The sequence below is a fragment of the Flavobacterium magnum genome (assembly GCF_003055625.1).
GTDB lineage: Bacteria > Bacteroidota > Bacteroidia > Flavobacteriales > Flavobacteriaceae > Flavobacterium > Flavobacterium magnum.
Window position 1 is genome coordinate 921,544 of record NZ_CP028811.1, and the last position, 14,799, is coordinate 936,342.

11 protein-coding genes are annotated in these 14,799 nt (G+C 46.0%); 9 read left to right on the forward strand and 2 right to left on the reverse strand.

The annotated features are described in order from the left end of the window. A complete protein-coding gene (locus HYN48_RS03800) occupies positions 1–246 on the forward strand; it encodes a DUF6327 family protein (protein WP_108369866.1) in 246 nt (81 codons plus the stop codon). Between the two features lie 27 nt (positions 247–273). Here the strand turns inward: HYN48_RS03800 and HYN48_RS03805 are convergent, their stop codons facing one another. Next, positions 274–1,260 carry an SPFH domain-containing protein gene (locus HYN48_RS03805; RefSeq protein WP_108369867.1) on the reverse strand — a complete coding sequence of 329 codons (987 nt, stop codon included), beginning with the start codon at positions 1,258–1,260 and terminating at the stop codon, positions 274–276. Between the two features lie 124 nt (positions 1,261–1,384). On the opposite strand from HYN48_RS03805, the gene HYN48_RS03810 reads away from it, so the two are divergent. Next, positions 1,385–2,020: an outer membrane beta-barrel protein gene (locus HYN48_RS03810; RefSeq protein ID WP_108369868.1), complete on the forward strand. Its 636-nt coding sequence runs from the start codon at positions 1,385–1,387 to the stop codon at positions 2,018–2,020. 28 nt (positions 2,021–2,048) lie between these two features. Here the strand turns inward: HYN48_RS03810 and gltX are convergent, their stop codons facing one another. Beyond that, positions 2,049–3,554, reverse strand: coding sequence for a glutamate--tRNA ligase (gene gltX / locus HYN48_RS03815; RefSeq protein WP_108369869.1), 1,506 nt, complete (start codon positions 3,552–3,554; stop codon positions 2,049–2,051). A 167-nt stretch (positions 3,555–3,721) separates the two neighbouring features. On the opposite strand from gltX, the gene HYN48_RS03820 reads away from it, so the two are divergent. From HYN48_RS03820 to HYN48_RS03850, 7 genes are all read left to right on the forward strand, one after another. Then, positions 3,722–7,120 (forward strand): DUF4175 family protein, encoded by a 3,399-nt coding sequence (locus HYN48_RS03820; protein ID WP_108369870.1) that lies wholly within the window; start codon positions 3,722–3,724, stop codon positions 7,118–7,120. Continuing rightward, positions 7,113–7,532: an rRNA maturation RNase YbeY gene (ybeY, locus tag HYN48_RS03825; protein ID WP_108369871.1), complete on the forward strand. Its 420-nt coding sequence runs from the start codon at positions 7,113–7,115 to the stop codon at positions 7,530–7,532. The genes HYN48_RS03820 and ybeY overlap by 8 nt, the downstream gene beginning before the upstream one ends. A 49-nt stretch (positions 7,533–7,581) precedes the next feature. Then, positions 7,582–9,453, forward strand: a complete 1,872-nt coding sequence (mnmG, locus tag HYN48_RS03830) for a tRNA uridine-5-carboxymethylaminomethyl(34) synthesis enzyme MnmG (protein ID WP_108373344.1) — start codon at positions 7,582–7,584, stop codon at positions 9,451–9,453. A 36-nt stretch (positions 9,454–9,489) separates the two neighbouring features. Next, entirely contained in the window at positions 9,490–9,969 is a 480-nt protein-coding gene (locus HYN48_RS03835; protein WP_146171714.1) for a hypothetical protein, read from the forward strand. Then, the gene (locus HYN48_RS03840; protein ID WP_108369873.1) at positions 9,969–10,820 is read left to right on the forward strand and encodes a class I SAM-dependent methyltransferase; all 852 of its coding nucleotides are present in this window, start codon (positions 9,969–9,971) and stop codon (positions 10,818–10,820) included. The genes HYN48_RS03835 and HYN48_RS03840 overlap by 1 nt, the downstream gene beginning before the upstream one ends. Before the next feature lie 223 nt (positions 10,821–11,043). Then, entirely contained in the window at positions 11,044–11,628 is a 585-nt protein-coding gene (locus HYN48_RS03845; protein WP_108369874.1) for an OmpH/Skp family outer membrane protein, read from the forward strand. Positions 11,629–11,827: 199 nt separating this feature from the next. Continuing rightward, positions 11,828–14,767 carry a TonB-dependent receptor gene (locus HYN48_RS03850; RefSeq protein ID WP_108369875.1) on the forward strand — a complete coding sequence of 980 codons (2,940 nt, stop codon included), beginning with the start codon at positions 11,828–11,830 and terminating at the stop codon, positions 14,765–14,767. Positions 14,768–14,799: the final 32 nt, after the last annotated feature.

A 14,799-nucleotide genomic window follows, 5' to 3' on the forward strand; every position in this document is an offset into this window, starting at 1 on the left:
ATGGAAAATAAACGATACAGTTCTTACGAAGAGATTGACCGAGACCTTGAAATCCTGCAACTCGAAAAGGAGATCCAGTTCCGAAAATTGGCGCAAAGTTTCAGTAAAACCAAGGACAGCCTGTCGCCCGGGCAAATGATTAAAAGCAGTTTGCCCTCTGTTGCCGTAAATGCGTTAAGCGGTCTTGCGGGCCCGATCAAGGGCATGGCGCTTTCGTTTGTACTGAAGAAGTTGTTCCGTCTATAAAAAAAAGAGGCCCTAAAGCCTCTTTTTTTATACCGTGATATCAGGGTTCTCCGGATTCTCCGGCATGTCAGTGAACCGTGATGTATTCTTTTCTATTTTCGGCGTTTTGCGTTTCATCATTTCACCGACCTGGTTTGAGGCGGCAAATGAGGCGACCATGTTGTTAAGCATGTCTGTGGCAGCCTGCGGCGAATTGGGCAGCAGGATCAGGTTTGAATTTGTATCTGCACCAATCGCCTGAAGCGTGTCATAATGTTGGGTAACAACAATCAGCGCGGAAGCCTCCTGAGAATTGATGCCTACGTTGTTCAAAACCTCGACACTTTCTACAAGACCTCGGGCAATCTCACGCCTTTGGTCAGCGATACCCTGTCCCTGCAAACGCTTGCTCTCAGCTTCGGCCTTGGCTTTGGCCACAATCCGGATGCGCGAACTTTCCGCTTCAAACTCGGCAGCGGTTTTCTCACGATCGGCAGCATTGATGCGGTTCATGGCATTTTTGACCTGAATATCAGGATCAATATCAGTAACCAAAGTATTGATAATGTCATAACCATAAGTCATCATGGCATCGTTTAATTCACGCTTTACTGCAATCGCGATGTCGTCTTTCCTTTCAAAAACATCGTCGAGCTTGAGTTTAGGCACTTCGGCACGCACCACGTCAAACACATAAGCCGTAATCTGGTCGTGCGGATACTCCAATTTATAAAATGCGTCGTAAACCTTGTCCTGAATCACCTTGAACTGCACTGACACTTTCATCTTGATGAACACGTTATCTTGCGTCTTGGTTTCAATGATCACGTCCAGTTGCTGGATTTTGAGGTTCACGCGGCCCGCAATCCGGTCGAAAACCGGAATCTTAATCTGCAAACCGGAGTTACGGACACTCAGGAATTTCCCGAAACGCTCTACCACTACAGCGCTTTGCTGCTTGACCGTAAAAAAGGAGGAAAAGAAAATAAACAGACCGATAAAACCGATAATAGCAAACGAAATTTCAAATGTCATTGTTTTTGGATTTAAGGTTAATGGTGTTTATACGGTCCGATGATTTAAATGTTACAAATTAATTTTTTGTGTTGTTCAGCAATTCCCGCAAATAATCCTACGTTTGCCTTAAAAATCTACACTTATGAAAAACATCATCCTGCTGTGCGCCACGGTAATATCATTCACGGCCACAGCACAATACGATTACGAGGATTCAAACATGATCGGGATTACCGGAGGCATCAATCAGATGACAATGGTTTCCGACGGATTGCAGACAAAAGGCGGCACCGGTTGGAACGCAGGGCTGTCAGTACGCGGGAATTTTTACAACAACTGGGATATGGTGTATGCGATGCAGTTCAGCGAATACCATTTTTCGGTCGCGTCGACCAATGCGATCGGGATTCCCCGGGAAGCGGATTATACGATGTCGGGCGGGCAGGTGACGCTGCAGTTCAGCTACAAGATCGTACCGCGGCACTTCAGCGTAGAAATAGGTCCGGCATTTCATTTCCAGGGTAAAATGGATTACGACAGACAGCAAAAAGAAGACCTTGTCGTTGGAACGCCGCTGACCGTTGAGCAGCTGCGTGACATTTCTAAATTCAATGTATCACCCGTGGTTGGCCTGACAGCGGGCTTTTTAAAGTTCCGGGCGAATGTATCTTACCAATATGGCGTGCTCAATACGTTTGAAAGGGTCAATAAAAACCATGGAAGCCACATCAGCGCGCATCCGGGGGTGCTCAATGCGAACCTGGTATTTTACCTGTAACAGAAAAGCTCCGTATCAGGAGCTTTTTTTATAAGGTGTCGATGGCTTTTTGAATCCTTTTGATGGTTTCTTCCTTACCAATCAATTCAGCGATGTCGAATAAATGCGGCCCTTTCAACGCACCGACGAGGCTTAAACGGAACGGCTGCATGATCTTGCCCATACCGATTTCATTTTTGGCCATCCAGTCTTTTACGATATCCTCGATGTTTTTGGAATGGAATCCTTCCATTTTTTCCAGAACGGACATCAATTGTTTCATCAATTCAGGCGTTTCCTCTCTCCAGTTTTTTGATGCTTTTTCATCGTACGAGGTTGGCGCAACGAAAAAATAATCAGCCAAATCCCAGAATTCAGAAACGAAATGCGCCCGTTCCTTAATCACAGACACGATTTTAACCAAAGTACCATAATCTGTCGCAATTCCTTTTTCGTAGACGATAGGGGCAAAGGCTTTCGCCAAAGTGTCGTCGTCCTGTTTGATCAGGTACTGGTGGTTGAACCATTTGTTTTTCTCGGGATCGAATTTGGCACCGGCTTTGTGTACGCGGTTCAAATCAAAACTTTCAGCGAGTTCTTCCAGGGAAAATAATTCTTTGTCCGTACCATCGTTCCATCCTAAAAGCGCGAGGAAATTGATCACCGCTTCAGGGAAAAATCCTTTTTCGCGATAGCCTGAGGAAATGCCTTCCTCAGATTTCCACTCCAGAGGAAATACCGGGAAACCCATTTTATCGCCGTCGCGTTTGGATAATTTTCCGTTTCCGATGGGTTTTAAGATCAATGGCAAATGCGCAAACCCGGGCGCTTCCCAACCGAATGCGCGATACAGCAACACGTGCAAAGGCATTGACGGGAGCCATTCCTCGCCGCGGATCACATGTGAAGTTTCCATCAGGTGATCATCGACGATATTGGCCAGGTGGTACGTCGGCATGCCGTCACTTTTGAACAACACTTTGTCGTCGAGTAAGTTTGTTTCGAATTTAATGTCGCCACGGATGATGTCATGTAAATGCAGGGTTTCATCCACCGGCGTTTTGAAACGGATGACGAAATCTTCTCCGGCAGCAATCCTTTTTTCGGTTTCATCTTTTGGGATGACTAACGAAGTATCGAGTTTTTCACGGTTGTGGTGGTTGTAAATGAAGGTCTTTCCTTCCGCTTCATGCTGCTTACGATGCGCATCCAGGGCTTCAGCGGTATCAAATGCGTAGTACGCCCAACCCGAATCTACAAGCTGGTCGGCATATTGTTTGTACAAATCTTTTCGCTCACTCTGGCGGTAGGGCCCGAATTTCTCATTCTTTCCAACGGTTTCCGAAGGGGCAATCCCAAGCCATTCCAACGCTTCCATGATGTATTCTTCGGCGCCCGGAACAAATCGGTTCTGGTCTGTATCTTCAACACGTAAATAGAAAACACCGCCATGTTTTTTGGCAAAGAGATAATTGAAAAGCGCAGTTCTGACACCGCCGATATGCAGCGGACCTGTAGGGCTTGGTGCGAAACGCACACGGATTGGCTTGGACATTTTTTTGGAATTTTTGCAAAGATATGAAAACGTTCAGGGTTCAGGGTACAGCGGTTCGTAAAAAGAAAAAGCGGGCAAGGAACTCCTGAACGCCGGCTTTGTTTTTTAACATTTCGCTAACGCCATAATTACTACTTTTATCGGTTACAAATAAAATCGCAGACAAATTGGAAACCACATCGCTCATTTACGAGAAGTTAGAGGCTTTTATCAGAAAATATTATACGAACGAATTGCTGCGTGGCGTGATTTTCTTTACCGGCCTTGGCTTAATATACCTTTTGTTTACGTTGTTTGTTGAGTACTTCCTTTGGCTCAAACCTACCGGGCGAACGGCGCTTTTCTGGCTGTTTATTGCTGTTGAGACGTTTTTGCTGTTCCGTTATATCCTGTTCCCGATTTCGAAATTATTCAAGATACAGAAAGGGATCGGGTACGCCGAGGCCTCGAAGATTATCGGCAATCATTTCTCAGAGGTAGATGACAAACTGACCAATTTTCTGCAACTGGCGCACGATAACAACAAATCAGAGCTGCTGCTTGCGTCGATTGAACAGAAGGCCGGTACGTTGCAGCCCGTTCCGTTTACAAATGCGGTCAACTTCCGGAAGAACAGGAAGTACCTGCCATTGGCGATTCTTCCGATATTGTTTTTCGCCTTTTTCTACATTTCAGGCAATAGCAGGATGATTTCGCAAAGCCTCGATCGCGTAGTGCATTTCAAGCAGCAGTACTTACCGCCCGCGCCGTTTGAATTTAAGCTCCTCAACAAGAATTTGCAAACCGAACAGGGCAACGATTTCATCCTGAAGATCAGGACGGAAGGCAGGGTTGTACCTGAAAACACGATGATTTTTATCGGTGATGAATCATATTCTATGGAAAATGTTTCTCCCGGAGTTTTTCAGTACCGATTTGAAAAGCCGTCGAAGGATGTTGCGTTTCACGTGGAGGCTAACGATATCGCTTCACTCGACTACAAGCTTGGCGTGGTGGCGGTGCCAACGATCGCCAACTTCCGGATGGTCCTTGATTTTCCGTCCTACCTGCGTAAGAAATCGGAAACCGTACAGGGAACCGGTAATGCGATCGTACCCGAAGGCACGCGTGTAACCTGGAAAGTATCGGCGCTGGCTACGGGCAAAGTGGAATGGTCCGATATGACAACGACGGTGCCCTTCGCGGCCAATGAAAATAATTTTAGTTTGTCTAAGGGCATCATGCAAAACGTCGACTATCAGATTTTGACGTCGAATGCGAAAGTGAAGCATTATGAAAAGCTGAATTATCAGATTTCTGTCGTAAAAGACCAATTTCCTACCATCAGCGCGGGCAACGCCCCGGATAGCCTTAATGTGGCTAAAAATGTGGTTATCGGCCAGGTTTCTGATGACTACGGGATTTCCAGATTACAGATTGTTTACTATCCGAAGAATAATCCTAAAAATGGACGCAAGGCGGGTTTAAGTGTGAAGCGCGACGTTTTCGACCAGTTCGTTTTCAGTTTCCCCGGAACGCTGCCCGTGGATGAGGGTGTTTCCTATGAGTATTACTTCGAAGTTTTCGACAACGATGCCATTCATCACTACAAGAGTACTAAATCTTCGGTATTTTCTGACAGGATTGCGACTGAAGAGGAAAAGCAGGACCAGATATTCCAGGACCAGAACAACAATATCAACGGTATGGAAAAGTCCCTGAAAAGCCAAGACAAGCAGCTTAGTGAACTTGAGAAGCTCCAGAAAATGGCAAAGGAAAAGGATAATCTCGATTTTAAGGACCAGCAGAAGGTGAATGATTTCATCAGAAAGCAACGGGAACAGGATGAGATAATGAAACGCTTTTCGGAAAAGATGAAGGACAACCTTGAAAAATTCAAGTCGGATCCGAAAGACGAACAGAAAAAGGAACTGTTGGAAAAGATGGAGAAGGTCGAGAAAGTGTCTGAAGAAACCCAAAAGTTGCTAGACGAACTCAAGGAACTCAATGATAAAATCCAACAGGAGGACCTGATGGAGAAAATGGACAAACTCAAGCAAAGTTCCAAAAACCAGACCAAAAACCTCCAGCAGCTTGTAGAACTCACCAAACGTTACTACGTGCAGAAGAAGGCGGAGCAACTGGCTGACCGTTTGGAAAAATTGGCTGAAAAGCAGGATCAACTGGCCAACAAGGAGGATGAGAATAATGCTGAGAAGCAAAAGGAAATCAATGAGGAATTTGACAAGATTCAAGAGGACCTGAAAGATTTGGAGAAGGAAAATAAGGACCTTAAATCGCCAATGGACATCCCAACCGACGGGCAGAAACAGGAAGATATCGACCAGGATTTAAAGAACGCTTCAGAGGAGTTGAAGAAAAACAATAAGTCGAAGGCCAAACCGAAGCAGAAAAGCGCTTCAAAGAAGATGCGCGAAATGAGCGCCAAGATGAGCGACAGCATGCAAAGTGGCGAACAGGAGCAAATAGATGAAGACGTCAAGATGCTTCGGCAGATTCTCGATAATTTGCTGGCGTTTTCATTCTCAGAGGAGGACTTATTGAAGCAGTTCAAAGACCTTAAACGCACCTCTCCATCATTTAACAAGAGTCTGAAGGCACAACAGGACCTCAAGCAACAGTTCCGACATGTTGACGACAGCCTTTTTGCGATGTCGTTGCGCAATCCCAAAATCGGTGAGGAGATTACAAAGGAAATCGGTAACGTGCACTACAATATGGACCGTTCGTTAGAGACGCTTGTAGAGGGCATGATTGCCAAAGGTGTATCGCACCAGCAGTATGCGGTTACGTCCTCGAACAAGCTGGCTGATATGCTGAGTGATATACTCAACGGCATGCAGATGTCGATGTCAGGGATGGGCATGGGTAAGCCAAAACCGGGACAGGGAGAAGGCATGCAGCTTCCTGACATCATCATGAAACAGGGGCAGCTCGGCGAAAAGATGAAAGAAGGCATGAAGCCCGGTGACAAGCCCGGCGATAAACCCGGCGATAAACCAGGAGAAAAGCCCGGTGACAAACCGGGAGAAAAACCAGGCGATAAACCTGGGCAAAAGCCCGGCGATAAAGGCAAGCCGGGCCAGACAGGAAAGCCAGGCCAAAGCGGTAAGGACGGTAAGAGCGATGCAGACGGAGAAGGTGAAGGCGGCGAGGGAAATGCCAAAGCCATTATGGACATCTACAAGGAGCAACGTCAATTGCGGGATGCGTTGCAAAAGGAACTCGAGAAGAATGGCATGAATGGTGCGGGACAGAAGACCTTAGATCAGATGAAAGATATCGAGAAGCAGCTTTTGAATAAGGGGTTTAAGAACGAAGTCCTTCAAAAAATCCTGAACGTGAAGCAGGAGCTTCTGAAGCTCGACAAAGCCATACAGGAGCAGGGTGAAGAAAAGAAGCGGCAATCCCAAACGAACAAAAAGGAGTTTAACAACCAGACCAATGCGTTAAATCCGGCATTGCAACAATATTTGAATAGTGTGGAGATTTTAAACAGACAAAGCTTACCTTTGCGCTCCAATTTTAACCAGAAGGTTCAGGAATATTTTAGGAAAGATGATTGAGTTTAACTACGAGACCGACTTTAAGCTCGATAACGAAGACCGATACAGGTCATGGGTTAGTGCGGTGGTCACGTCTGAAAACAAGAAAGGGGGCGACATCAATTACATTTTCTGTGATGACGATTACCTTCATAATATCAACATGCAGTACCTGCAGCACGATACCTTGACGGATATTATCAGTTTTGATTATTCATTAGGCAACGAGATCCATGGCGATATTTTTATTTCCGTTGAGAGGGTACGCGACAATGCGGCGGACTTCAGTGTGTCGTTTGATGACGAGCTCAGGCGGGTCATGGCTCATGGTATACTGCATTTCTGTGGCTACAAGGACAAAACCAACAAAGACGAAGTTTTAATGCGTGAAAAGGAAGACGAGAAAATGAAAATGTTCCACGTGGAACTGTAGTTTTTCCTAGTTATTCAAATGTTTCACGTGGAACAATACAAATATGAGCATGTTTGAAGATGAATATGATGTGATTGTTGTGGGTGCGGGACATGCCGGTTCTGAGGCTGCCGCTGCTGCCGCTAACCTGGGTTCGAAAACCCTTTTGGTAACGATGAGTCTCCAAAACATCGCCCAAATGTCGTGCAATCCGGCAATGGGCGGAATTGCAAAAGGGCAGATTGTTAGGGAAATCGATGCGTTGGGCGGGTATTCAGGGATTGTTTCAGACAAGACTGCGATACAGTTTAAGATGCTCAACAAGTCTAAAGGACCTGCGATGTGGTCGCCTCGAGTTCAGAGCGACAGGATGCGATTCGCTGAAGAATGGCGCCTGATGCTGGAGCAAACCCCTAATCTGGATTTTTACCAGGAGATGGTAAAAGGGTTGATTATTGAAAAGGGAAAGGTAAAAGGCATCCGGACCTCATTGGGTGTCGAGATTAGGTCGAAAGCAGTAGTGTTGACCAACGGCACATTTTTAAATGGTTTGATACACATTGGGGAGAAGCAATTTGGCGGTGGCAGGGCAGGCGAGAGTGCGGCGTTTGGTATTACTGAAGATCTCGTTAAGGCCGGGTTTGAAGCGGGACGAATGAAAACCGGGACGCCTCCAAGGGTTGACGGCAGGTCGTTGGACTACACCAAAATGAATGAGGAAAAAGGAGACGATCGTCCCGACAAGTTTTCCTATTCAGACGCGACGCAACCGCTGAAACACCAAAAGTCATGTTACATGACGTATACTTCCGAGCTTGTGCACGACATATTACGCGAGGGTTTTGATCGCTCGCCCATGTTTAACGGCCGTATCAAAAGCATCGGGCCGCGGTATTGTCCGTCCATAGAAGATAAAATCAACCGGTTTGCTGATAAAGAGCGGCACCAGCTTTTTGTTGAACCCGAAGGATGGAATACGGTGGAAGTCTATGTAAACGGGTTTTCCACTTCGCTGCCCGAAGAGGTTCAGTTTAAAGCATTGCGCAGTGTCGCCGGGTTTGAAAAGGTGAAGTTCTTCAGGCCCGGATACGCCATCGAATACGACTATTTTCCGCCTACACAACTCAAACATACGCTGGAGACCAAGCTAGTAGACGGCTTGTATTTCGCCGGGCAGATCAATGGCACGACGGGCTACGAAGAGGCCGCATCCCAGGGATTGATGGCCGGAATCAATGCACACCTGAAAATTAAAGAGCAGGCGCCTCTAATCCTGAAGCGCGATGAAGCCTACATCGGGGTTTTAATTGATGACCTTATTACCAAAGGTACGGAGGAGCCTTACAGGATGTTTACCTCAAGGGCAGAGTACCGTACGTTGCTGCGGCAGGACAATGCCGACTTCAGGCTGACGCCAAAGTCATTTGAAATCGGGCTCGCTTCCGCAGAAAGAATGAGGCGAATGGAGTTCAAGCAGCGCGAATCCGATAAACTCGTCGCATTTTTCAGGGAAACCAGTGTGTCTGTCGCTGAAGTAAACCCGATTCTTGAAGCCAAGGAAAGCGCTTTGGTGAATCAATCAGATAAAATGTTTAAGATTTTTTCGAGACCCCAAATTAATCTTGAAGACGTCATGCAGTTTGAAAAGGTGAAGGAATACCTTTCGCAAAATGAACTGGATAGGGAAGTGCTGGAACAGGCAGAAATCCAGGTGAAGTATTCCGGTTATATTGACAAGGAACGGAACAATGCTGATAAGCTCACGAAACTGGAAGACCTTGCCATTCCCGCTGACTTTGATTACAATAAAATTAAATCGATGTCTACCGAGGCAAAGCAAAAACTCGCCAAAATACGACCGGTTACGATTTCACAGGCGTCCAGGATCAGTGGCGTATCGCCAAGTGACATTTCAGTCTTACTGATTTATATGGGAAGATAATCTATGTTTCACGTGGAACGACAACTGCGAATGCTTATGAATAAAGGTATTGCTATCATATTTGCCCTTTTATTGACTGTTTCCTGCGCTTCCCGCTACAAGACGGTAATCAATGATTACGTGGTGCTACCGGAAGGAAAAGAGGTTGTCGGTGTAAAGAGTGGACTACATGCGTTTATTTTCGAAACACTGACCAAACCAACATCGTTCCAGGCTTTTCTTGCCGAGCGGTACCCTGTCGATAATTTCAGGGCTCCCGAATTCTGGGTGACCATTGATGGTTCGAGATATAAGATACTCGTGTACGATAACAATGAACTCGAGAAGTATTTTCGTGTATCAGAATTCATACAAACCCATTTTGATACCGATCCTGACAATAGCAACCGGCCTAAATTTATCGCCATCTCAATGATCAATGAGTACAATGAAGACTGTCTCGAGGAGCGGTCGCTTTACTACAACGTGGCAGTTAATTTTCTCAAAACACTAAAACAAGATTACTACAAACGCTGATGGATTCATCCAAACTTACCCCATTCCTTACCGTCAGGGACCATTCGGTTTCCGGCGAGGATTTCGAGCTCCTCAAGGATCAGGCGCTGGACATGCTTGTGACGTTTCCCAAACCTGAAGGCGCGTATCTCGCACGATATTATGAAAGTGAGGATTATATTTCACACACTGATGCCAAACGGTCTTTGTTTGAGAAGGCCTATCATATTGTGAAATCGCGGGCTTTGCGCAAAAAGGTGAAACTGATAAATTCGTTTGGTCCGAAAGGCATTATTCTGGATATCGGTGCGGGAACTGGCGACTTTCTAATCACGGCGAAAAACGAAGGATGGAACGTACTCGGTATCGAGCCCAATGCCAAAGCACGAGAAACCGCGTCAAAAAAAGGTGTTCCGTTTGCCGAAAACGATGATTCATTAAATGATAGCGCGTTTGATGTAATCAGCATGTGGCATGTGCTCGAACATGTCCCCGACGTAAAAAAGCAAATTGCCACCTTAAGCAGACTGATAAAACCAAACGGGACCGTGCTTATCGCTGTCCCGAATTTCAATTCTTACGACGCTAAATACTATGGCAGCTTTTGGGCAGCTTACGACGTCCCAAGACATTTAACACACTTTTCAAAAACGGCCATAAAAACACTTTTTGAGGCACACGAATTCCGACTGGAAAAAATCCTTCCGATGAAATACGATGCGTTTTATGTCAGCCTGCTTTCCGAAAAGTATAAAACCGGCCGGATGAATTTTGTAAAGGCATTTATGACCGGACTTCGGTCAAATTGGAACGGAAGACGAAATATGGAGTATTCGTCGCATATTTATGTGTTGAAAAGCACTAAAAAGTAAAATAAAGACATTTGATCAACTTTCGGAAGCCACCATCGTAAAAGATATCGCTTAAATTTAAAAGTGGCTTAAAACGCTTTATTTAAAGTCAAAATTAATAGCGAAAAATAATGACCTTCCGATTACAAATAAGTTTTTCTTATACCGTATCGTCACTGAAATTTCACTTCCACGCGTACTATAAATTCGCTACTTTTGGCAACGAAAAAATAAAAGTCATATCATGAAAAAATCGATTGCAATATTACTCTGTGCCGCAAGCCTGATTTCCTGCAACAAGGAAAATACCGTTAAAGCATCAAATGGGCTGAAGACCGCGTGCGTGGATTCCGAAAAACTGATGAAAGATTATACCGAAGCCAAAGACCTGACAGCAAAGTTCAAGGCAAAATCCGAGGTGGAAGGCAAGAAACTCGACGAAGCACAGGCCGCATTCGATTCTGATGTAGATTACTTCAAGAAAAATGCCAAGTCAAATGGTCAGGAGTGGGCGCAGCAGAAAGGCGGCGAACTGCAACAAAGACAACAACAGATTCAGTACTACGCGCAGCAGGTAGATGCCAAATTACGCCAGGAGCAGGGCGCAGAAATGGACACCCTGGTTAAGAGCATCAAAGCGTTCATTTCTGACTATGGTAAAAAGAACGGATATGACTACATCTATGTGTCAGGCGACGGCGGTGCGCTCTTGTACGGCAAAGAGCAGTATGACATCACCAAAGACATCGTAAAACTCCTCAACGAAAAGTATGAGGCAAATGGCAAAAAACCCGCCGCTGCAGAAACGAAGACGGCAGCTAAGAAATAACGGACACCACATTATTTGAAAGCCCTTGCATTGGAAATCAGTGTAAGGGCTTTTTTAATTTAACGATTTTTCCATTTTATTTTAACATTTACGTCTTTCGAGCCTCCTTTTGTTTAACATTTTATAAACCCGTTTTAACATTCAGCACATAGCCACAGGATAGATTAGCCACTTTCAAAATGACTAAACCTAACCTGAAATGAAAATTACAACTACGTTCCTGCTATTTCTATTCACGCAATTGATTTTCAGCCAGTCCGGCGTCAAGGGCACTATCGTTTCTGAACCAGGCGGCCAGCCGATTCCCGGCGTAACGGTCACTGTAAAAAGCGTCGGAGTTTCAACGATGTCCGATGCACAGGGAAACTACTTCGCCAGTCTGCCGCCCGGCAAGTATGATATCGCATTTTCAATGATGGGATTCCAACCCAAAATAATTACCGAGACCGAAGTGCTTTCAGACGACATTACCGTGCTGCATGTCTCGCTCGCAGAGGGCGGTACAAAAGCCCTTGATGAAGTCGTGATCAAATCGGCTAAAGCGCGGGCCGAATCAGTCAAGACGCTATTGCTGATGCAAAAAAACAGCATCAATGTGTCTGACGGGATTTCGGCCGAAACCATCAAACGTACGCCGGACAAGAACACCTCCGATGTGCTCAAAAGGATTAGCGGTGCAAGCATACAGGACAACAAATTCGTCGTAATCCGAGGGTTGAACGACCGTTACAATGCGGCGTACCTGAACGGCGCACCACTGCCCAGTTCAGAGCCGGACAGGAAGGCCTTTTCATTTGACATTTTTCCGGCTAACATGCTCGACAACCTCGTGATTACAAAAACGGCTACACCGGATATTCCGGGCGAGTTCGCAGGGGGTGTAATCCAAATCAATACCAAAAGCATTCCGGACAGGAATTTCCAGACCATTTCTGTTGGTGGCGGTTATAACACCATCACCACCGGAAAAAAGCAGTTGTATTATGAAGGCGGCAAAACCGACTGGCTCGGTCTCGATGACGGTACGCGCGAACTTTCCTCAAAAATTCCAGATTTCCGCACCTTAAATTCTCTGGGTCCGGTGGAAAGGGCCGCATACGCCAAATACCTCAATAGCGACTGGAGCCTGAAAACCAAAAATTTTGCACCTAATTTAAGTCTGCAGTATACCAATGGCAGGAGGTTCGGATTGGGCGGCGATAAAGTCCTGGGCGCTTTGTTTTCGGTTTCCTATAGCCGAAACAACACCTTCAACGAGACAGTCCGCAAGGATTATGAGGCGCCGGCTGACGACGTCCCCTCGACCATCCTGAGCGATTACAACGACAAAAACTATATCGAGCAGTACATGCTGGGCTTGATGGGAAATTTCAGCCTGAAATTCAATGCCAACAACAGTATAAGCTTCAAGAATATCTTCAGCATCAATTCCGACGATAAGGTCGTAGAGCGTTTCGGCGCGCCTGATCAGGCAGCCGATCCGAATGCCCTGAAAGTATCGTCTACCGTTCGGTGGTTTACAAGCAATACCATTTATTCCGGACAGTTGTACGGGGAACACTTTTTCCCTGCAAGCCGTACAAAATTCAACTGGATGGGCGCCTACAGCCGCGTAAGCCGCGACATCCCCAACCTGAGGCGCAATTCATACACGCTAATACCACAGGATCCGGACAATCCTTCCGATGTCGTGCCTTACGCCAACATTGCAGATGGGAACGCCGGTACGCTATACGGAGGCAGCATGTTTTTTTCGGAAAATAATGAGGACATCTATAGCGGCAAAGCCGATTATTCGGCTAAAATCAGCGACAGTCCAGTTAAGAGCGATGAAATTAAGTTCGGTGGGTTTGTCCAGTACCGCAACAGGGACTTTTACGCCAGGCAATTGCAGTACAATCAGTTAAACAACCTCGGTGGCGATGATCCCGTTATTTTCAATGGGGATTTGTTGCTGCTTGGGGACAGCGCGATTTTCCAGCCTGAAAATATCGGTGTCATTGCGCCCAATGTCGGCGGATTCACGATTTTTGACGGCACTAAATATTTTGACGCGTACACGGCATCTTCTGAATTGCAGGCGGCCTACATCATGCTTGACAACAACATCGGGAAATTGCGATTAATCTGGGGCTTCCGCACCGAAAATTACATACAGCGTCTTGAAACGGAAAAGTCGGATACAGAAAGCCTGAATGTGTATAACGAGCAAACCGATTTCCTGCCCTCTGCGAATGCGATTTTCGCGCTAAACGAGAAGCAAAACCTCCGGCTGAGTTATTCGAAGACGCTCAACCGTCCGGAGTTCCGCGAGCTGGCACCATTTGGCTTTTATGATTTTATGACGCAGAATTTCACCAACGGAAATCCGGAACTTGGGATAGCAGTGATTGACAATGCCGATGTGCGTTATGAGATTTTCCCGGGGAAGAACCAATTGTTTTCCGTATCAGCATTTTACAAAAAGTTTAAAAATCCGATTGAGACGGTCGCCGGCGCAAACAATAAGGAAGTGACTTTCGGTAACGCGAATTCCGCAAAGAATTACGGATTTGAAATGGAATTCCGCGCACTGCTGGGATCGGTATTTAACAACGAAAACTCAGCGTTCCTCAATGGCCTGACCGTGTTTTCGAACCTGGCAGTAATCAAATCAGAAGTGGATGCTTCCGATGTGGTCTCGATCACCAACCAGGAAAAGTCACGCCCGATGCAGGGCCAGTCGCCCTACGTGTTCAACCTGGGCACGCAGTACATTGACAGCCGTAATGGCTGGTCGCTGTCAGCCAATTTAAACCGCATCGGCGACAGGATCGCAATCGTAGGGAATCCGCCTGATGGTGAGCCTACGCTGTGGGAACAAAGCCGGACTTTGCTCGACGCACAACTCTCGAAAACATTCCTGAACAAGCGCATTGAAATCAGGCTCAATATGCAAAACCTGCTCGACCAGGAATCCATCTTTTACCAAAATAAGAATATTGACCACAGGGAGGCCTCAGGCATCAAAGGCTTTTTTAACAATATTTTCACTGGCGATTCCGGCAATAACAACGGTTACGACAAAAATGATGACCTGTTTTGGAAAACTAAGAAATTCGGCCGAACCTTCTCCCTTACAGCCACTTACAACTTCTAGACTACATTCCCTTAACATTTTATAACCGATTA